This window comes from Corallococcus exercitus, assembly GCF_003611585.1.
GTDB lineage: Bacteria > Myxococcota > Myxococcia > Myxococcales > Myxococcaceae > Corallococcus > Corallococcus exercitus.
Genome location: NZ_RAVW01000160.1, coordinates 1 through 19,898, shown reverse-complemented (window position 1 = coordinate 19,898; position 19,898 = coordinate 1). Strand labels below are relative to the sequence as shown.

General features: G+C 68.3%; 13 protein-coding genes. 6 read left to right on the top strand and 7 right to left on the bottom strand.

The genetic code is table 11. From position 1 onward, the window contains the following. Positions 1-28 precede the first annotated feature (28 nt). Positions 29-1,315 (top strand): MFS transporter, encoded by a 1,287-nt coding sequence (locus tag D7W79_RS20455; RefSeq protein ID WP_120527068.1) that lies wholly within the window; start codon positions 29-31, stop codon positions 1,313-1,315. Between the two features lie 5 nt (positions 1,316-1,320). After that, positions 1,321-1,803 (top strand): GNAT family N-acetyltransferase, encoded by a 483-nt coding sequence (locus D7W79_RS20450; protein WP_147441983.1) that lies wholly within the window; start codon positions 1,321-1,323, stop codon positions 1,801-1,803. A gap of 492 nt (positions 1,804-2,295) precedes the next feature. Here the strand turns inward: D7W79_RS20450 and D7W79_RS20445 are convergent, their stop codons facing one another. The 4 genes from D7W79_RS20445 to D7W79_RS20430 all read right to left on the bottom strand — a co-directional run bounded on the left by D7W79_RS20445 (position 2,296) and on the right by D7W79_RS20430 (position 9,209). Then, positions 2,296-3,528, bottom strand: coding sequence for an HlyD family secretion protein (locus tag D7W79_RS20445; RefSeq protein ID WP_120527066.1), 1,233 nt, complete (start codon positions 3,526-3,528; stop codon positions 2,296-2,298). A gap of 3 nt (positions 3,529-3,531) precedes the next feature. After that, positions 3,532-5,163, bottom strand: coding sequence for a DHA2 family efflux MFS transporter permease subunit (locus tag D7W79_RS20440; RefSeq protein WP_120527065.1), 1,632 nt, complete (start codon positions 5,161-5,163; stop codon positions 3,532-3,534). 1 nt (position 5,164) lies between these two features. Then, positions 5,165-5,734 (bottom strand): TetR/AcrR family transcriptional regulator, encoded by a 570-nt coding sequence (locus tag D7W79_RS20435; protein ID WP_158617008.1) that lies wholly within the window; start codon positions 5,732-5,734, stop codon positions 5,165-5,167. A 199-nt stretch (positions 5,735-5,933) separates the two neighbouring features. Next, a complete protein-coding gene (locus D7W79_RS20430; RefSeq protein ID WP_120527063.1) occupies positions 5,934-9,209 on the bottom strand; it encodes a C45 family autoproteolytic acyltransferase/hydrolase in 3,276 nt (1,091 codons plus the stop codon). A gap of 244 nt (positions 9,210-9,453) precedes the next feature. On the opposite strand from D7W79_RS20430, the gene D7W79_RS20425 reads away from it, so the two are divergent. The 3 genes from D7W79_RS20425 (at position 9,454) to D7W79_RS20415 (ending at position 12,470) form a co-directional block, all read left to right on the top strand. Further along, on the top strand, positions 9,454-10,485 hold the full coding sequence (locus D7W79_RS20425) for a 1,9-bis(guanidino)-5-aza-nonane synthase (protein WP_208729783.1): 1,032 nt from the start codon (positions 9,454-9,456) through the stop codon (positions 10,483-10,485). A 141-nt stretch (positions 10,486-10,626) separates the two neighbouring features. After that, entirely contained in the window at positions 10,627-11,724 is a 1,098-nt protein-coding gene (ada, locus tag D7W79_RS20420) for a bifunctional DNA-binding transcriptional regulator/O6-methylguanine-DNA methyltransferase Ada (RefSeq protein ID WP_120527061.1), read from the top strand. Next, a complete protein-coding gene (locus D7W79_RS20415; RefSeq protein WP_120527060.1) occupies positions 11,721-12,470 on the top strand; it encodes a 2OG-Fe(II) oxygenase in 750 nt (249 codons plus the stop codon). The genes ada and D7W79_RS20415 overlap by 4 nt, the downstream gene beginning before the upstream one ends. Positions 12,471-12,567: 97 nt before the next feature. Here D7W79_RS20415 and D7W79_RS43255 read toward each other — a convergent pair whose 3' ends face one another. From D7W79_RS43255 to D7W79_RS20405, 3 genes are all read right to left on the bottom strand, one after another. Further along, positions 12,568-13,851, bottom strand: a complete 1,284-nt coding sequence (locus tag D7W79_RS43255) for a putative sensor domain DACNV-containing protein (RefSeq protein WP_147441982.1) — start codon at positions 13,849-13,851, stop codon at positions 12,568-12,570. Positions 13,852-14,021: 170 nt separating this feature from the next. After that, positions 14,022-15,443 (bottom strand): cytochrome P450, encoded by a 1,422-nt coding sequence (locus D7W79_RS20410; RefSeq protein WP_120527059.1) that lies wholly within the window; start codon positions 15,441-15,443, stop codon positions 14,022-14,024. Between the two features lie 17 nt (positions 15,444-15,460). Then, on the bottom strand, positions 15,461-17,494 hold the full coding sequence (locus D7W79_RS20405; protein WP_120527058.1) for a lipoxygenase family protein: 2,034 nt from the start codon (positions 17,492-17,494) through the stop codon (positions 15,461-15,463). Between the two features lie 256 nt (positions 17,495-17,750). Here D7W79_RS20405 and D7W79_RS20400 point away from each other — a divergent pair, with 256 nt between their 5' ends. After that, positions 17,751-19,805, top strand: coding sequence for a lipoxygenase family protein (locus D7W79_RS20400; protein WP_120527057.1), 2,055 nt, complete (start codon positions 17,751-17,753; stop codon positions 19,803-19,805). The last annotated feature ends 93 nt before the right edge of the window (positions 19,806-19,898 follow it).

The following is a 19,898-nucleotide window of genomic DNA, read 5'->3' as shown; positions in this document are numbered from 1 at the left end:
CCCCTGTCCTGCCCTGTAGGTGTCACCCTTGATTGAACAAGAGACGGCCCTTCCCGCCACGGCGCCCGCCGAGGAAGCGCGTTGGTCCTGGCCCCCGCTGTTCGGCTTGCTGGAGGTGCAGTTCGGCGCCGCCGTGGGCTACCTGCAGACGGCGGTGCCGTACTGGCTGGCGAAGGACGGGATGCCGCTGGCGGAGATTGGCGTGCTGTCGGGCACGGCCTTCTCTCCGCACGCGTGGAAGCTGTTGTGGGTGCCGCTCATCGACCTGGGGCCGTGGCGCCGCGTCTGGTACGGCGTGAGCACCCTGCTCACCGCGGCGCTCATCCTCGCGTGCGCGGTGTTCCCGGAGCCCGGGCAGCACCTGGGCCTCTTCACGCTGCTGCTTACCGCGCTCCAGGCGGCGGCGACAACGGCGCACGCGGCCCTCAACGGGCTGATGGCCACGACGTCCAAGCCGTCCGACAAGGGGCGCACGGGCGGCTGGCAGATGGCGGGCAACGTGGGCTCCACCGCGCTCATGGGCGCGCTGGCCATCTTCCTCGCCAGCCGGTTCTCCCGGCAGGTGGCGGGCATCGTGCTCTCCACGCTGGTGCTGGCGAGCGGCGCGGGCATCTTCTGGATCACCGAGCGGCACGACCCGTCCACCGTCCCCACCGGGCCGTTGTTCAAGGCGGCGGTGGACCGGGTGAAGAGCATCGTGGTGGACCTGGCGAAGACGGCGTTCAGCCGCGACGGGCTCATCATGCTGATCCTCTGCCTGGCGCCGGTGAGCTGCGGCGCGCTCACCAACCTCTTCAGCGCGATGGCGGGCGCGTACCAGGTGCCGGAGCACACGGTGGAGCTGGTGAGCGGCCTGGGCATGGGCATCACCGGCGCGGTGGGCTCGCTGGTGGGCGGTTGGATTTCGGACCGGATGAACCGCAAGCTCGCGTACGCGCTGATGGGCGGCGCCACGGCGCTGTGCGCCTTCGCCATGGCGGCGGGGCCGATGACGACGAGCACGTACATTTGGGGCTCGCTCGCGTACAGCCTGGCCAACGGCGCGGGCTTCGCGGCCTTCGCCGGCATGGTGCTGGAGATGGTGAGCGACGGCGCGGCGGTGACGACGAAGTACTCGCTCTTCGTCGCGGCCTCCAACTTCGCCATCAGCTACACCACGGCGCTGGATGGGCACGCGTCGGAGTTCCGGAACATCGGCACGCGCGCCACCATCGCGGCGGACGGCCTCATCACGCTGGTGGGCATCACCATCGTGGCGCTCATCTTCGCGCTCTTCCTGCGCAAGAAGCCCGCCGCGGCCACCGCCACCGCGTGAGCGCCATGGACTCCTCCTCCGTCGAGGTCGTCCCCTACCGGCCGGAGCTGCGCGCGCACTTCGAGCGGCTCAACCGGCAGTGGATTGAAAAGGACTTCCGCATCGAGGGCTCGGACGAGGCCTCGTTCGCGGATCCCCACGGTGTCTTCGTGGCGCCGGGGGGCGAGGTGTTCTTCGCGCTCGTGGACGGACAGGTGCTGGGCACGTGCGCGCTGAGGCGCGAGGACGCGGAGACCTTCGAGCTGTGCAAGATGGCGGTGGCCCCGGAGGCGCGGGGCCGCGACCTGGGCGACGCGCTGATGCGGGCCGCGCTGACCACGGCCCGTGAGCGCGGCGCGAAGCGGATGGTCCTGGTGACGAACAGCGCGCTGGGGCCGGCGCTGGGCCTGTACCGCAAGCACGGCTTCGTCGTGACGCGCAGCGGCGCGGAGATTGCCCGGGAAACGGGGTACTCCCGCGCGGACGTGGAGATGGCCGTCACGCTCTGACGCTGGGATGGGCCACGCCAGACTCCGGCCCACCATCCGGCCACCTTCCCCCGACACGTCTTCAACTGGTCCAACTGTCGGACCAGTTCACGTGGGCCGGCGCTGACGGAGGGGGCCTCTCGCCACGGGCGGTTGTCCAACTGGTCCGACCAGTTCGGGCGGCTCGGCTGGAACGGCTCCCCTTGGCCTCAGGCAGTGGTCCCAACTGGTCCGACAGTCGGACCAGTTCGCGTGGCTCGGTTGGAGCGGGCGTCCCCCTTGCCACGGGCGGTGGTCCCAACTGGTCCGACAGTCGGACCAGTTCGCGTGGGCCGGCCCTGATGGGGAGGCGTGCCCGGCTCTCATCTTCTCATCCACGTTGATGGGAGGCATGGCCGAGGTCCTGGCCCACTGTTGGAAGCAGGACCTCGCGGCCCGCCGCCATCACGGAATGAAAAAGCGCCGCGTCCCTGGGGGAGCGCGGCGCTGGGGTATAGAGCTTGGGGCTTCCGGCTACTTCGTGTGCACCGTCACGTCGGCGGAGAGGCCGGCGCGCAGGGCCAGGCCTTCGGGCGGGTGCACCCAGGTGATGCGCACGGGCACGCGCTGCACCACCTTCACGAAGTTGCCGGACGCGTTGTCGGGCGGCAGCAGGGAGAAGCGGGCGCCGGTGCCACCGGACAGGCTCTCCACCTTGCCCTCCAGCTTCTCACCGGAGAAGGCATCCAGCTCCACCTCCACGCGCTGGCCGGGCTGCATGTGGCCCACCTGCGTCTCCTTGAAGTTGGCCACCACGTAGGTCGTCGTGGGAACCAGCTCCGCCACGGCCTGGCCGGGGGTGAGCAGCTGGCCCGCGTGCACGGACAGCTTGGACACCTGGCCGTCCGCCGGGGCGACGATGCGCGTGTCCTCCAGCTGGAGCTTCGCCTGCTCCAGCGCGGCCTCCGCGCCCTTCACCCGGGCGTGCGCCAGCGACGCGTTGGCCTGGGCGGCGGCGATCTTCTCGTCGATGGGGGCGCTCACGTCGAGCTGGCCCCTCGCCTCCGCGACCTTGCTCTCCGCGGTGCGCCGGCCCTCTTCCGCCAGCGCGAGCTGCGCGCGGGCGCCCTCGAGCGCGGCCTGCGCCGTCTCGTTGGCCGTCAGTGCGTCATCCAGCGCGCTCTGCGCCACCACGTTCTGCTTGCGCAGGCTCTGCGCCCGCTCCAGGTCCAGCGTGGCCTTGCGGGCCTGGGCCTCCGCGCGCGTCACGGCCGCGCGGGCCGCCGCCACCTGCGCCTGGGCGCTGCTCACCGCGGACGTGCTCGTGGACACGAGCGCCTTCGCGCTGGACAGGCCGCCCTTCGCGCCGGCCTCCGCCACCGTGGCCTGCGCGTCCGCCGCGGCCGCCTGGGCGCGCGCGGACTCCAGCTCCGCCTCCGCCTGCTTCACGCGCGCCTCGTACGGACGCGGGTCGATCTGCAGGAGCACGTCGCCCTGGTGCACGGTGGCGTTGTCCTTCACGGCCACCTTCACCACGGGGCCGGACACGCGCGCGGCCAGGGGAACCACGTCCGCCTCCACCTGCGCGTCGTCGGTGGTCTCCTGCCCGGCGGTGACGACCTTGAAGCCGCCGATGGCCAGCACGAGGGCGGCCACGACACCGCCGAGGATGAGGAAGCCCCGCTTGCCGCGCTTCGCCTGCGCCGCGGCGGCGGGCGACGGTGCCGCTTCCGGGACGAGTTGAGGAGCTGTCGTTGTCGTTGCCATGTCTTAAATCTCCACATCGATGTGGGGTTTCTCGTGGGAGCCCCCGACACTCGGGGGGTCCTTGAGGAAGTAGACGAGCGGCAGCACCACCACGAACATCATCGCCGCCAATACGAAGAGCTTGTCGAACGCGAGCACCATGGCCTGCCGCGACACGTTGCCCACCATCATCTGGAGGCTGGCCATGCTGGCGCTCGCGGCGTCCAGGCCGTGCTGCATGAGCCCCTTCTGGGTCGCGGCCATGCGGCTGGCCACCTCCCACCGCTCCGGGTTCAGGTGTGACGCGATGGAGGCCTTGGACAGCACGCTGTAGCGCGACAGCAGCGTGGTGAAGATGGCCAGGCCCACGGAGCCGCCAATCTGGCGCAGGAGCGAGTTGAGGCCCGTCGCGTCCGCCATCCGCTCGCGCGGGATGCTGCCGAGCGCCGTGGCGCTGAGCGGCACGAACATCATGCTGAAGCCCACGCCCTGCAGCGCGATGGCCGCGATGATGTTGCTGGAGCCCGTGGCGAGCGAGAAGTGGCTCATCTCGAAGGCGCCGAAGCCCGCGAACACGATGCCGATCCCCACCAGCACCCGCGCCGGCACCTTGCCGTACAGCCGCCCGACGATGGGCATCATCAACATCATCACCAGCGTGCGCGGCATCAGGGAGAAGCCGGACTGGGTCGCGGTGAAGCCCAGCAGCTCCTGCATGAACACCGGCAGGAGGAACATGCTGGCCATGAGCACCGCGAACACCAGCGCGCCCAGGAGCGTGCCGGACGCGAACACCGGATCCTTGAACAGGCGCAGGTTCACCGCGGGCGCCACCGCCGTCAGCTCGCGGATGACGAAGGCGATGAGGCACGTGGCGGAGATGATCGCGCAGATGACGATGACGGGGGACTCGAACCAGTCATCCGCCTGTCCCTCCTCCAGGAAGTACTGGAGCGTGGCCAGGCCCATGCAGAGCAGCGTGATGCCCGCCCAGTCCATGTGTTTGCGCTGCTGCTCGGCTTCCCGGCGCGCGGTGGCGCGCAGCTGGTCGTCCTCCTGGACGAAGCGGGCCACCATGAAGAAGCCCAGGATGCCCACCGGCACGTTGATGAAGAAGATCCAGGACCAGTGCCAGTTGTCCACGATGTAGCCGCCCAGCGTGGGGCCAATGGCCGGGCCCACCATCACGGCCATGCCGAAGATGGCCATCGCGGTGCCCTGCTCCTTCGGCGGGAACGTCTGCCGGAGGATGGCCTGCTCGGTGGGTTGGAGCGCGCCCGCGCCCAGCCCCTGGAGGAAGCGGAAGAGCACCAGCGTGGGCAGGTTCCACGCGAGCCCGCACAGGAACGAGCCCGCGACGAAGAGCACCAGGCACGCCAGGTACACGCGCTTCTGGCCGAACATGCGGCCCAGGAAGCCCGTGAGCGGCATCACCATCACCGTGGCGATGACGAAGCCGGTGGTGGCCCAGGTGATCTCCTGCACCGTGGCGCCCACGGCGCCGCGGATCTGCGGCAGCGCCACGTTCACGATGGACGAGTCGATGGCGCCCATCAGCGTGCCGAACGTCACCGACAGCGTGACGAGCCATTTGTTGACGGGGGCCTTGGGCACCGCTGGCGCCAGGACCTCCGGTGTCGCGACGGCTGTCGCCATGTCAGTGGACCTCGATGCCCTTCAAGAAGACGCGGAGGATCTCCTCCGCCCAGGCGGCTGCCGGAAGGTTCGCGGCGTCGTCCTCGCGCAGGCGGTCCAGTGCGCCGCGCACCATTCCCATCAAGAGGGCCGGGTAGAACGCGCGGCCCTCCGCGCGGACGTCTCCGGCCTGGATGCCCCGGTCGATGATGACCGTCAGGCGCCGGTTGAGCTCCGCCACCATGCGGCTCTTGCGAGCGGGGTCCTCCGGCAGCTGCATCAGCACCCGGACGAACGCGTCCTGCTCCGCCGCGTGGGCGAACACCGCCGTCACGAAGGCGCGCAGCTGCTCGCGCGCGGGCCGCTCCGCCACGGGCGCCAGGGCCTTGTCCAGCCGGTCCAGCATCACCTGCCGCCGCTTCACGCGCAGCGCGTCCAGCAGGGCCGCGCGGTCGGTGAAGTGGTTGTAGAGCGTCCCCACCGACACGCCTGCCTGCTCGGCGATGGACTCCATCTTCGCCGCGTGCAGGCCGTCGCGGGCGAACACCCCCGCGGCCGCCGACAGGATGGCGTCGGCGGTGGCTTCCTTCATGCGCGAGCGCAGCCGTTTGACGGGTGCCTCAGATTTTGAATCTCGATTCATTTCCTGAAGAGAGATTTAACCCTCTCCGCGCCGGAGTCAAATCGACCAGGGTTCTCAGAGGGAAAACGGCAGGCGGGCGCAAGAAGGGCCGGCGGGAGTGCTCCCCGCCGGCCCTTCCTTGAGGCTTCAGGATTTCAGGGCCCGCGCCTCAGGGCGTGAGCATGCCCAGCTTGGGAGCAGGCAGGTCCACGGACAGCTCCTGGGTGAGACCGTCGGCGGCGTGGAAGCCCTTGCCGCTCACCTCGCCCGCGCGGAACAGGGCCCAGCTCTGGAGGCCGCGCTGGAAGGAGCGCGTCATGTGCCACAGCTCCAGGCCGCTGTTGGCGACGAAGAGGTACAGCGTCCTCTTCGGGTTCCAGGGGTTGGGCAGCGCCATGGCCAGGCCGTCATCCGCGCGGCCGTACGTCTTGCCCTGCCACCGGAAGTAGCGCCGGCCCAGCTCCACCGGCAGCTTCTTCTCCGCCGCCAGCCGCGCCAGGAGCCCGTTGTCCTCCAGGCCGCCGAAGACGACGAGGTCGCGGTCCGCCAGCTCCGCGTCCGTCACCTCCGCGTCCGGCTTGAGCGGGGCCAGCCTCTCCGGGGACGCGTCCGCCAGCTGCTCGCGGTAGTTCGTCGCCAGCGTGCGCATGGACTCCACCTGGTGCGCGGAGCCGTAGACGAAGAGGAGCTTCTCCCAGTCGTCCAGCGTGTTGGCCAGGGTCTGGTAGCGCTCGCGGGCCACGGGGATGTCGTTGCCCACGTTGAACACCACGCGCACCGGCCGGTCCGGGACCTTCACGGTGAAGGTGTCACTCGCGCCCTTCACCTCCACGCGCTCCAGCACGGCGCCCTTGTCCGTCTGCACCTCCACCAGCGTAGCGAAGCGCCAGGGCGTCCCGGACTGGTCCACCTTCAGCGTGACCTCGTAGCCCTCCTTCGCCTTCTGGGCGCGCGTGGTGAGGCGCGGCGCGGGCAGGCCCCCGCGCTCCACCCACTGCTTCACGAGCGGGCCCACGTCCTGGCCCGCGGCCTCCGAGGCCGTGCGGATGAAGTCCTGCGTGGTGAGCTTCTTGTTGGCGAACTTGCCGTGCACCGCGTCCATCACCTTGGCGAACTTCGCGTTGCCCAGGGTCAACCGCAGCTGGTGCAGGAGGTACGTGCCCTTGATGCGCGGCACCGCGTACTGGCCATAGCGGCCGTAGTCCGTGCGCGCGGCGGTGGGCACCACGTCGCCCTCGCGGGCCGTGACGTACAGGTAGCGAGCATTGAGTTCCGCGAGCGCGTCGCGCTGCGTGTCGAAGGCCTTGGAGAGATCATCCCCCTCCGGCAGGTCCTTGAGCTGGGTCCAGTACGCGGCGGACCCGCTGCCGAACCAGTTGTCCGCGTCCGTCGCGGGGAACACCGTGTTGGCCCAGAGCTTCTTCTCGTCGAAGCGGAGCGCGTCCTTCACGCGGGCGAAGTCGCGCTTGGGCTGGGTGTCCGCCTTGGGCTCCGGCTTCTGCTTCGCCTTCGCGGCCTTGAGCTGGTCCGCCACGTAGATGGGGCTGAAGGCGGTGTAGCCCAGGGACAGGTGCGGCGTGGCGCCGGGCAGGTCCGGAATCCAGCGGCTGCCCACCATCTTCTCGCGCAGCGTCGTCTTGCCGTAGTGCGCGAGGAACATCAGCTTCTCGGTCATCTCCGACGTGGTGATCTTCCCGTCACACGCGTGGGGGCGGTTGATGGGGCTGGAGGCCATCATCCGCGTGGCGCTGTCCACGTCGAAGCCGCCCTTGCCGTACTTCGCGTAGAACTCCTGGAAGGCGATGTCGCGGTTCCAGGTGTTGAAGGCCAGGTCCACGGGGGCGTTGCTCGCGTTGGGGACGGACTCCTTGCGCACCTCCGGGTCGCGGTTGTTGTTGTTGGCCCAGATGAAGTCCTTGAGGTTTCCGGGCGTGTCGGAGGGCTTGCCCTTGCTGCCGGTGCGCCATAGGCGCGTCTTCGCGGTGCCCAGCAGCAGGCACGCGCCCTCGTCCGTCTTGGTGTCCGCGAGCGTCCAGTCGTTGGTGTAGAGGCCGTTGTTGCGATCCTTGAGGATGCGCTCCACGTCGTCGATGGAGTTCGCGTACTGCACGGCCTTGCGGATGCGGTTGCTCTGCGGCGTGCCGTCGATGTTGAAGGGCGTCTGGCCCACCGTCGTCTCACCGATGACGATGCCCGCGTCGTTGAGCATCCAGTCGGCGCCGCTGTGGATGCCGCCCGGGAAGGTCTGCATCACGAAGCGGTGGCCCTTGGTGGGCTGCACGTCCAGCACCACGTCCCAGTGGACGCCGGTGTAGCCGTTCCACATGAAGATCTGGCCCATGACGACGCGGCCGTCCTTCGTCGCGGACTTCGTGGCCACGAACGACGAGCAGTGGTCGCCCTCCCCCGCCCGGCCGTTCTCGTCCTCGCCCTTGAGGAAGGTGCGGCCGGAGAGCGGGGACGCCGTCACGCGGTTGGCGTCCTCCAGTTGGCCCAGGTCCACGGCGGAGTTGATGGCGACGACGTCCAGCACGTCCAGGTCGCGCTCCTTGCCGTCCGGGCCCTTGAACTTCGCGCCGCCCACGTTGGCGCCGTCGGCGATGCCCTTCATCTCCTCCAGGTACTCGGGATCGAAGCGGCGCAGGAACAGCGAGTCCGCGAGCAGACGCACCTGCGCCCAGCCCTTCGCGGCGTCCGCCTTGTCCTTCTGGATGCCCAGCTTCTCGATGTAGCGGACGATCTCCTGCGACACGAGCTCGCCGTACTGCCGGCCGCGCTCGTAGGGCTCGCCCTCGATGTGCACGTACACCCAGCCGCCGTCGTCGTAGCGGAAGCCCTTGCCGGCCCAGCGCACGCTCTCCATGGGGACGTACGCGGTGATGTCGTCCACCTCCTCCAGCTTCACGTCGTCGAACCACGCGGTGCCGGTGGCCTTGCCGTTGTGGCCCAGGTGCGCGCGCACGCGGTCCGTGGACGAGGTGGCGAAGAACAGCACCTGCACGCGGCCGCTCTGGTCCGCGCCCTGCGGCGGCGAGCAGTTGGTGAACGGGAAGCTCCGCATGGACAGACATGCGCCCAGCGCCGTGGGGTAGCGGGCCTGCGCGTCCGCCTGCACGCCCTTCGTGCGCACCCAGGCGGAGAGCCGGTAGAGGCGGCCCACCTGGAGCTTCACGGGCTCGGAGGTGACGGTGGTCTCCGCGCCGCCCTGGGGGCTTTCAATGACAAGGCTTCGGCTGCCCTCCGCCTTCGCGTCGCCGCGAGCGGACACCTTGCCCTGCCCGGAAGCGGTCCAGCCCTGGGGCAGGCCGGTGGCGGCGGCGGTTTCGAAGCCGGCGTTGGGGACGGCGATGGGCGCGGGTGCGGCCCAGGCGGGAACCGCGGCGCAGGCGGCCAGCGTGGGCCAGAGCAGACGGGAGCGCTTCCACATCAGACGCAGGTGGGACATGGCTTGCTCATGGGAAGGAGGAACTGGGGTGCGGCATCCTGTCACGTCATACGCGGGCGTGCTGCCACGCATTGCTCGCACCCGCCCGGCTGGCGTGTTAGGGAGCACGGGTCGCACGCCACCTGACGTCTCCGATGGCGGTCCCCCCTCTTCCCGAGGCCGGACCGTAGGACGTCTCGGGTGGCGCTTGTTGTCGGCCCAGGGCCTCCCGACCTCCATCCAAGGCCGTCGGGGTACACCCGCCGTGAACGACACTGCCAGCAAGACCGGGCTGCTTCGCGCTCCCATCCAGCACATCGACATCAAGACCCTGGACGTGCGGCCTCTCGTGGAGGCCATGGGTCACATGGCCTTCCAGGCGCGCAACCTGAGCCGCGCCGCGGGGCTCTATGACGCCATGCTCCGTGACGAGCGGTGCGGCGTCATCCTCTGCCTCGCCGGCAGCCTGTTCTCCGCCGGCCTGAAGCAGGTGGTGGTGGACATGGTGCGTCACCGGATGGTGGACGCCATCGTCTCCACCGGGGCGCTCATCGTGGACCAGGACTTCTTCGAGGCCCTGGGCTTCCGCCACTACAAGGGCCGCGCGGACGCGGACGACAACGCGCTGCGCGAGCTGCACATCGACCGCATCTACGACACGTACATCGACGAGGACGAGCTGCGCGAGTGCGACGCCACCATCGCGCGCATCGCGGCGGAGCTGGAGCCGCGTCCGTATTCATCGCGCGAGTTCATCGGGGAGATGGGCCGCTACCTGGTGAAGCACGGCAAGACGCGCGACAGCGTGGTGCTGGCGGCGCATGAGTTGGGTGTGCCCATCTTCGTCCCGGCGTTCAGCGACTGCTCGGCGGGGTTCGGGCTGGTGCACCACCAATGGCACCGGGCGGGGAAGCCGCAGGTGTCCATCGACAGCGCGAGGGACTTCCTGGAGCTGACGAAGTGCCGGCTGCGGATGGAGGACTCGGGGCTGTTCATGGTGGGCGGAGGCGTGCCGAAGAACTTCGCCCAGGACATCGTGGTGGCGGCGGACTTCGTGGAGCAGCCGGTGGCCATGCACAAGTACGCGGTGCAGCTCACGGTGGCGGACGAGCGTGACGGCGCGCTGTCCGGCTCGACGCTGCGCGAGGCCAGCAGCTGGGGCAAGGTGTCCACCGTGCACGAGCAGATGGTGTACGGAGAAGCCACGGTGACGATGCCGCTGGTGGTGGGCGCCGCCTTCCACGGGCGCGGCTGGGAGCAGCGGCCGGAGCGCAGGCTCGTGGACGCCTGCGGGTAGTCTTTGTCTTCTTCCCGCGCCCCGGGGTGATTCCGGGGCGCGGGTCCGAATTCGACCGCAAGGCGCGGAGTGCTGGCCTGGACGCCGGGGGTTAGGTTTTCCATCGTGGTCATGGGGACCGCTCTCGAAGGGAGGCAGTGCATGGCGACGAAGACGGAGGCCCTGGCGGCGGCGACGTTGGGCGACCCGCGCTGGGCGGCGGTCGTCGCTCGGGACGCGGCGGCGGATGGGCGCTTCTTCTATTCCGTGCGGACGACGGGCGTGTTCTGCCGTCCGTCGTGTGGCGCGAGGACGCCCCGGCCGGAAAACGTGGGGTTCCACGCGTCGGTGGCGGCGGCGGAGCAGGCGGGGTTTCGCGCGTGCATGCGCTGCAAGCCGGGGGAGCCCTCGCTCGCCGTGAAGCACGCGGACCGGGTGGCCGAGCTGTGCCGCTTCATCCAGGCTTCGGAGGAGATGCCGAGCCTGGAGCAGCTGGCGGAGCGCGCGGGGTTGTCGCCGTATCACCTGCACCGCGTGTTCAAGGCCGTCACCGGGCTGACGCCCAAGGGCTACGCGGCGGCGCAGCGGGCGGAGCGGATCCGCACGGGCCTGACGAAGCGCGGCTCGGTGACCGAGGCCATCTACGACGCCGGGTTCAACTCCAGCGGCCGCTTCTATGAAACCTCCAGCCAGGTCCTGGGCATGACGCCGACGAACTTCCGCGCCGGGGGCGCGAACACGGAGATCCGCTTCGCCATCGCGGAGTGCTCGCTGGGGCCCATCCTCGTGGCCACGAGCGACCGGGGCGTGTGCGCCATCCTGATGGGGGATGATCCGGACGCGCTGGCGAAGGACCTCCAGGACCGCTTCCCGCAGGCGACCCTGGTGGGAGGGGACGCGACGTTCGAGCAGTTGGTGGCGAAGGTCGTGGGCTTCGTGGAGGCGCCGGGCGTGGGGCTGGACCTGCCCCTGGACGTGCGGGGCACGGCGTTCCAGCAGCGCGTGTGGCAGGCACTGCGAGAGATTCCGGCGGGGAAGACGGCGAGCTACACGGAAATCGCGGAGCGGATTGGAGCACCGAAGTCGGTGCGTGCCGTGGCGCAGGCCTGTGGCGCGAACGCGCTGGCGGTGGTGATTCCGTGTCACCGGGTGGTGCGCAACGACGGTGCACTGTCTGGCTATCGCTGGGGCGTGGAGCGCAAGCGAGCGCTACTGGATCGCGAGGCGGAGCCCTCCAAACGGCGCGAGGCCCAGCGATGAGCGCACGGCGTGGAGGTGCGCTCGCAATCCGTTCCGTGGCGGGAGTCCCGGCGCGGGTGCGCGCGGTGGGCTGGGAGGGAACGGGCCGGGAGCTGGACGCGCGTGGCTGCGCGATCCTGGAGCAACTGCTGACTCGCGAGGAGTGCGAGGCATTGGCGCTGCTCTACGACGTGGAAGACGCCTTTCGCAGCCGAGTGGTGATGGCCCGGCATGGCTTCGGCCGGGGTGAATACAAATACTTCGACCATCCGCTGCCGGAGGTCGTGACGGAGCTGCGCACGGCGCTGTACCCGTGCCTCGCGCCCATCGCGAACCGCTGGAACACGGCCATGGGTATCGACGTGCGATATCCGGACGCGCACGCGGACTTCCTCGCGCGCTGCCACGAAGCCGGCCAGGTGCGGCCCACGCCCCTGCTCCTGCGCTACGGCGTGGACGACTACAACTGCCTGCACCAGGACCTGTACGGCGAGCACGTCTTCCCGCTCCAGGTGGCCGTCCTCCTCTCCGAACCCGGACGCGACTTCACGGGTGGCGAGTTCGTGCTGACGGAGCAGCGTCCGCGAATGCAATCCCGCGCGGAGGTCGTCTCCCTGCGTCAGGGAGACGCAGTCGTCTTCGCGGTGCACCACCGCCCTATGCAGGGCACGCGGGGCACGTACCGCGTCAACCTCCGGCACGGTGTCAGCCGCGTGCGCTCCGGACAGAGGCACACGGCGGGGATCATCTTCCACGACGCGGCGTAGACCTCAAACATCAGCATGCAAACGGCCAAAAAAAACATCCGACATCATGCACAGCAAACACCCACAAAACCAGACTTCCAAGCAACTGACCCAAACATCAACCCACTCTCATATCACCTAGCGGCACCCCCAAGGGCCAATAAACAACATGTGCTCCCACTGACTGAAACACCGCCGCATCACCATCTTGAGAGACAATAAAGGCCACGCCGTCAGGATGCTGCTCTGCAAAGCTGGCCGCCGCAGCGTGCCGAGTGCCGCGAATTTCAAGCGGCCATCTACCCCCTGGTGTTCCATCTGAACCAATTTGAACAACATCTGGGAGCACAGGCGGAACAGGCAGTTTTACCCCGAATCCGAGAACCTGCAGTGAGTGACTCAATAGGACCGCCCCATCCACAGCCGTAAACCCAACGATCTGCCGACGCATCCAGCCAAGCTTCTCTACCAACGCACCGTTCTTAAACTTCTCCCAATCTCCGCCTCTAACCCAATCACTCTCCGCCCTCAACTGGTCGCGCACAACTGCCCCATACTCCATAGGCAACTCCAAGGCGCGCGACCTTGCCAGCAGCACTTGGGCATCATCGTTTGGACCAAGGATGGCAACAATCCCACCATGTCGGAGCCGACTCATCTCGGAGACAACATGGAGGATCTGATTAAACACGAGTTGTCCCTGGAGATACGCCTTTATAGCGGCGCTGCGGCCGTCCTGAGAGTCTGGCGCGAGAGTGCCAAGCGAAGCTGCGATGGAAAGCAACTGCCGTTGTTCCTGACCGTCCCTATGTCCCCAGTAATATGGAGGCTGGTCAAGAATCTGACCTCTCACATATCGAGCGACTTCGCGTGCGCCGCGCCCCAGAACCAGGACACTTGGATCTGGTGCCAACACACGAATCAAATCGTCTTTTCGAAATAGACTTTGCCCACCCGGAGATGCGACGCCCACAATAGACAATCCCTGGTCGCCGGGCATGACAGCCAAAAGAGACCTGGGGAAATCAGGGACTGCGGCGAGCTTGGCAATCTCTCCTACGGCAAACACCCGCGGCTCGCTGAATGCGATAAAACTCCAGTGTGAACTCTCAAATTCCTCGCGTCTTTCCGCGAATACGACACCGACCGGTTGGACATGGCCCTCTTCCACTGCCATGGACGCAAAAAACATAATTTCCACAATCAACTCTAGAGCTGATTGATCTATGGGTGGGGGAGAATCGATCTTCTCACCAATCCTAAGTCCGGTTATCCCCCAAATTGCGCGCGACAAGGCCTCTCTCTTGAGAAAGGCTGAAACCAAATCCTTCGGATACTTTGAAGAGCCACGCACATCGTCCTCCATCCTTGCGCCATACCCAACAGCAGGTACGACCAGCATTCACCGCTCACACCGTCAAGTTGAAGTTCAGACTAGACTGCGCAGCATGTCCGGGGAACCCGCTTGAAGTCGCGCTTACGCTTTTGCACGTCGAAATCGCCGCCAATTCGTGTCGGCCTCGTGCGCTCCGGACAGAGGCACACTGCGGGGATCATCTTCCACGACGCGGCTTAGGCGCTCCGAGCCTGCACGTCCTGTGACGACTGGGCCGTCCGGGTGATGAGCTTCCCGGTGACGCCCTTGGGCAGCACCACGCCGAAGAAGAAGCCCTCCTCGAAGGGCTCCGTCGAATCGAGCTGGACCTTCACGCGGGAGGCAATCGTCGTCAGCGCCGTCTTCAGGAACACCATCGCGAAGTCCGCGCCCACGCACGCGCGCGGCCCCCGGCCGAACGGGAAGAAGTAGCCGCTCCCCAGCGGGTCTCGCGCCGCGCCCCCGTCCAGCCAGCGCTCCGGCTTGAACGTCTCAGGGTCCTCCCAGTGCTTCGGGTCGCGGTGCAGGTGCTGGTTGGAGATCATGATCATCGACCCCGCCGGCAACGTGACGCCCGCCAGCTGCGCGTCCTTCGATGGCGTGCGTGTCATCACCCGGACCGCCGGCAGGATGCGCAGCGCCTCGTAGGCCACGGCCTCTGCCCACTTCGCGCCCTCCAGCTTCCCGGACGTCAGCGGGCCGTCCGCCACCAGCGAGGCCGCCTCGGCCGCGAGTCGCGCTTCGGCCTGGGGGTACTTGTTGAGCTGATGGAACGCGCCCACCAGCGTGACGCTGGAGGAGAACGCCCCGCCGAAGTACGTGCCCCCGAGCATGTGCGCCAGCACCTGGTCATCGATGCCCGGCGTCTCCCGCAGGTAGCGCGACATGAGGTCCACGGCACGCGGGTCCTGGCGCTTGCGGGCCTCGCGGATGCGGTCCACGAAGTGCCCGTAGAAGCGCGCCTTCGTCGCCTCGAAGTCCTTGGGCGGCTTCACGAACTTCAGCGGCAGCTTCGATTGGATGCGCGCATCCGCCGCCTTCGCCAGCAGCATGAAGTCCTCGAACACCTGGTCCGGCAGCTTCTCCCCCACCTGAGCCACCGAGAATGCGTCGAAGGTGAGCCGGCGCAGCACGGACGCGAGATCATCAATGCGCTCCTGCTTCAGCAGCGCATCCACGGACTCGGAGATGGACGCCTGCATCGGGCCCACCAGGTCCGCCAGCGCCTCCGGGGCCCACGACTGCGCGGAGGGCTCCAGCTGGCGCTTCTGGACCCAGTCCCCGCGCAGCTCCGCCGTGAACGCCGTGTCGTCCGTCGTGGAGGGGCGGATCTGTTCGCTGATGTTCCCCTTCTCGAACTCCATCCGGCGGGGGGACTCGTAGACCTCCGCGATGAGCGCTGGATCGTTGAGCACCAGCCCGGGGTTGGGTCCCATCCAGATGAGCGTGACACCGCCGTACTCACGGCCGTAGCGCGCGCAGACGTCCCAGGGCGAAGCCCCCAGGAAGTCCCCGGCGGTGCCGAGGATCCCCGGCTGGGGACCGGGCAGGGACGCGAACGGCTTGCGCTTCGCGCCGAAGAACAGGTTGAAGATGCCGCGAGAAAGGGCGTTGGGCACGGTGTCTCCTGACGGCGCTAGACGGTGATGCCGCAGGGGATGCGGTCGGGCTGCAGGACGGTGTAGGGCACCGCGCTCTTGGCGTTGCGCGCCTTCACGGCCTCGCTCTGCGCGCGCAGGCGGGAGTGGAAGCGGTCCCGGATGGCGAGCAGCTCCGGCTCCTGGAAGTAGTCCTCGCGCCAGCCGCCGTCGTGGAGGAGGTACTCCTCGTCTTCCCCGAAGCTGGACAGCGCGCGGCCCACGGCCACCTGCCAGAGCATCTGCGTCTTGGAAGGAATCATCGCGTCGATGTCCTTCTCCCCCAGGACGCCCTTCTTCCGCGGCGGCGCCTGACGCATGCACAGCGGCGCGTTGGGCACGAAGGCGTAGTGCTCGTACTGGAGGTAGTTCACCGCCGCGTGCTGGACGCTGACCGTGAAGAGCACGGTGGTGAGGATGTCGGTGAGGTCGGAGACGCGCTTCAGCTCCGCGCAGGGCAGCTTCTCCACGGGCATGCCGTGCTCGGTGAGGTCCTTCCACCAGCGCTGCATATCGGTGTCGCGCATCAGGTCCTCGTCCGACTTGTAGAAGTGCCCGAGCACCCCGCCGACGTACTCCTCCAGCGCCTCCCACAGGGGCAGCGAGTCGTCGCGGTACGGGTAGTGCGGGAGCACCGCCGGGTCGAGCACGCCACGGCGCTCGATGTCCGGGCGCGGCTTGTTGTCCGCGAGCGTCCAGGCCTTGTACCCCTTCTTGCCCAGGAACACGTGTCCCTGGTCCGGGCCACCGGTGGCGATGAGGTCGTCGAACACGCCGCCCGCGGCGAGCAGGCCCTTCCGGGCGCCGTCGTTGATGGCGAGCGTGTAGCGGAAGTGGCGGCGCAGGAGCTTGTAGACGGGGTGCGGATCCGGAAGGTTGCGCATCGTCGCCATGACGAACGGCTCGGCGATGAAGTGGGTCCTGAGCGCGTGGCCCACCATCTGGTGCGTGTTGCCCTCGCTGCACCGGACGTAGATCTTCGCGGCCAGCCAGTCGTGTGGACTGTCATTGGGCGTGAACACCGGATCCAGCTCCGGGTCGCGGCCGAGCTGGATGGCGATGGGCCGCAATTGCCGCGTGTCATCCAAATACAGAAGGCAGCGGGACGCGGGCGCCCACCGGCGCTCCTCGACGCCCTCCTTGTCGGTCTTCTTGAACATGGGCACGTCGCCCAGGATCTCGAAGTCGAGCAGGAAGACGCGCTTGCCGGCCAGCGCCTGCTGGAGCGTCGTGCCCGGAGACAGCAGCCCGCGCAGCTCGCTGTCCTGCAGCGGCATGCCCTCCGGCAGCGCGGTGATGGACTGGATGTGGACGGGGCTGATGCCTTGCACGGCCTGCCGGGCGAACTCCGCGTCGTCCTGCCAGCGCTTCGCGAGCGTGGGCAGCTCCAGGCTCTTGAAGAAGTCGAAGATGTCCACGAGGCCGTTCCACGCCTTGCTCAGCACCGGCATGTGCAGCTTGATGGCCGCGAGCGTCTTCGCGATGACGACCTCGTAGCTGCCGTCCACGAGGCCCCGGTAGAGCTCGTCCTTCGGCAGCGGCCGCGCCTCGGAGATGTCGAGCGCGCCGGGCAGCCCGGCGGTCGCCTCCGCGGGGCGCCAGGGATACATGCGCTGGCGGGCCAGCAGCAGGTCGTTGCGGGCCACCTGCTCCCGCTCGTGCCGGACCTGCTGGGGCAGCCGCGCGGTGCCCTCGAGGACCTCGGCGGAGGACTTGCCCAGGACCCAGCGGTAGTACGGGAAGAACCAGTGCTTCCCCGTCGTGGTGACCGTCACCGAATCCAGCAGCCAGTCGCCTCCGACGCCGCCACCCGCATTGGAGAACCGGAGGAGGAGCAGGTCGCCCAGGTCCTCAGCGGCCTTGACGGTGTAGGCATCCACCGCGCCGGCCTCGAAGTCGTTGTGGAAGCGCTTGTCCAGCAGGTACGACTGGCTCTCGCCCTTCGTGCCCACCAGGACCACGGAGATGGCCGAGTTGGTCCCCGCGCCGAGCTTCGAGCTCGTGCGAATCGTCAGCGTGTAATCGGTACTCATGGAATCTCCCACTAGCACGTGGCGCGCGAGGTGCGGAGGCGCCACGGCTCACGCGGAGCAGGTGACTTGAGCGGGCTGCCGTGGATCCGATAGGCGCCTGCCCTCGGGGGCGAGGGCGCGAGTATGGGATTACCGCAGGCATGGTACCCTCCCGCGCGATGAAGCCTGCTGCCCGTCGTTCCCGTGCTGGAGGTGGTTCCCGCGGTACCTATCGGGGGTCGTCTCCGACCACGGCTGGGATTGAGGCGCGGAGCTGATGCCTACCGTGTGGCGCCGCCTGCTGACCTCGCTGGGGTTCTCATCCAAGACCGCTGAGCCGCCGCTCCTGGAGGCGGAGGAGTTGGCCCGGTGGTATGCGGGGCTGGGATTGAAGGAACGGCTGGCGGTCAGCCGCAACCTGGTCAAGCAGGTGCGAGCGCCGCGAGCGGTGAGGGACACCTCCACCCTGTCCGCGCGGGCCCGGGGCCGGCTCGTGTTCGAACAGGACGGACCGCAGGGCCCCATCCCCTTGCATCACATCAAGGTGGAGCTGTGGGACCGGGACTTCGGCACGCCGGACGACTTCCTGGGCGAGACCTTCACGGGCCCGGATGGCGCGTTCGAGATCCGCTACGACCCGGAGGACGCGGGTGAAGGGGACCTGCCGGACCTGGAGCTGCGTTTCTTCGAACCGCAGCACACGTTCCGTCAGGACGGCCGCGTGGTGGAGACGTGGAAGCGCATCGGTTCGGAGCACGGGCCGGACGACCACGGCGGGCGGGAGTACGACTTCGGGACCCTCCGGCTGCCGTACTGGGAATACGACCCGTCGACGCCGCTGGCCCGGCTGCTCGTGGTGGAGGAAGGCACTCCGCCCACGGCCTACGCGCCGGGACGCGCGCTGGCGATGCTCAAGGCCGTCGCGCCCATCGAGCTGGTGAAGCGGCAACACCAGCTGCAGATCCGCATGGGACAGGCGCCGAGCCTCGCGAAGATCCAGGCGGACTACCCGGAGACGATGACGGTCCGGATGGAGCGGGAGTCGCCGGGCTCCTCGCGGAGTGACGCCTGGTTCGGGGAGCGGCTGCTCAATGGGATGTTCTCCAGCATCCTGGACCGGGACCCGGAGGATGCGCAGGCCTTCCGGCTGTACCTGCCCTGGAATGCGTATGAGCAGGACGGCGTGCACTGTCTGCCCGACGTGGACCTCCGGCTGCGGTTGGTGGACGGCAAGCTGATGCCCCAGCGGATCATCCTGGGGATGCGGGAGCCCGGAGCGACGGCGGCCGGCTCACCGGTGACGCGCCGGACGTTCACGCCCGCGGATGGCGCGGATTGGGAAGCGGCGAAGCGGATGGCGCGGGTGAGCGCGACGCTGGACGTGGAACTGGGCAACCACCTGGGGCAGTGCCACTTCAACGTGGAGCAGTACGCCATCGCCGCGCACCGCAACCTGCGGCGCAATCCCTTGCGCTGGCTGCTGATGCCGCACCTGCGGGAGGTGGTGTTGATCAACCACGCCGCCAACGGGTTTCTGGTGGGGCCCACGGGGTACATCAAGCGGGCCAGCGCGTTGACGGAAGCGGGCATCAACCAGCGGCTGGAGCACCTGCTGGGCAGCTACGACTGGAAGGGCTTCGCTCCCGCGCCGCCGGTCTGCGAGGGGCACCGCTACGCGAAGGCGGGGCAGCTGTTCTGGAAGCTGCTCGGGGAGCACATCGACGCGTTCTTCGCGGAGCACGGCGCGGAGATTGAAGCGCAATGGCAGGAGGTGCACCGGTTCTCGGACGACCTGGTCGCGCATTCAACGCCCGCGTTCGTCTGTCGTTATCTGCGGGCGCGGGTGCCGGGCAAGGAAGCGCCGTGGTTCGTGCGCTCGGAGCGCATGGACCTGGGTGCGAAGGTCGCGGAGCCGGCAGCCAGGGCCGTGAGCGCGGTGACTCGGACGGATGCGCCGCACGCCGGTGAGATGGAGGCGCTGAAGAGTCTCTGTCGCTACGTCATCTTCTTCGCGACGTTCCGGCACGCCTGGGCGAACAACCTCCAGTGGGAGGACGCGGGCGAGGTGCTGTACTCGTGTCTGGGATTGCGCTGGGGGAAGAACGGCGCGCTGTCCACGGAGGCGGACCTGGACGTCGCGCCCACGCCGGACGTGGCAACGGAGATGCTGTGGATCTCCTGGATGCTGTCCAAGACGAATTACGGCTTCATCCTGTCCAACGAAGAAGAAGACGTGCATCCCCGGCTGCTGGAGTTGCTCCGCGCCCACGCCGCGCAGTTCGCGGCCCTCGGATTGGACGTCCGGACAGTCAGCTCCCGCATCAACATTTGAGCCAGCTCAGGGCGCCATTTCGTCGGGAAGTGGCGTGCGAAGAAACATCAGCCCGCCGCCCTCCCTGCGAGGGATGACCCGGAAGCCCTTTCC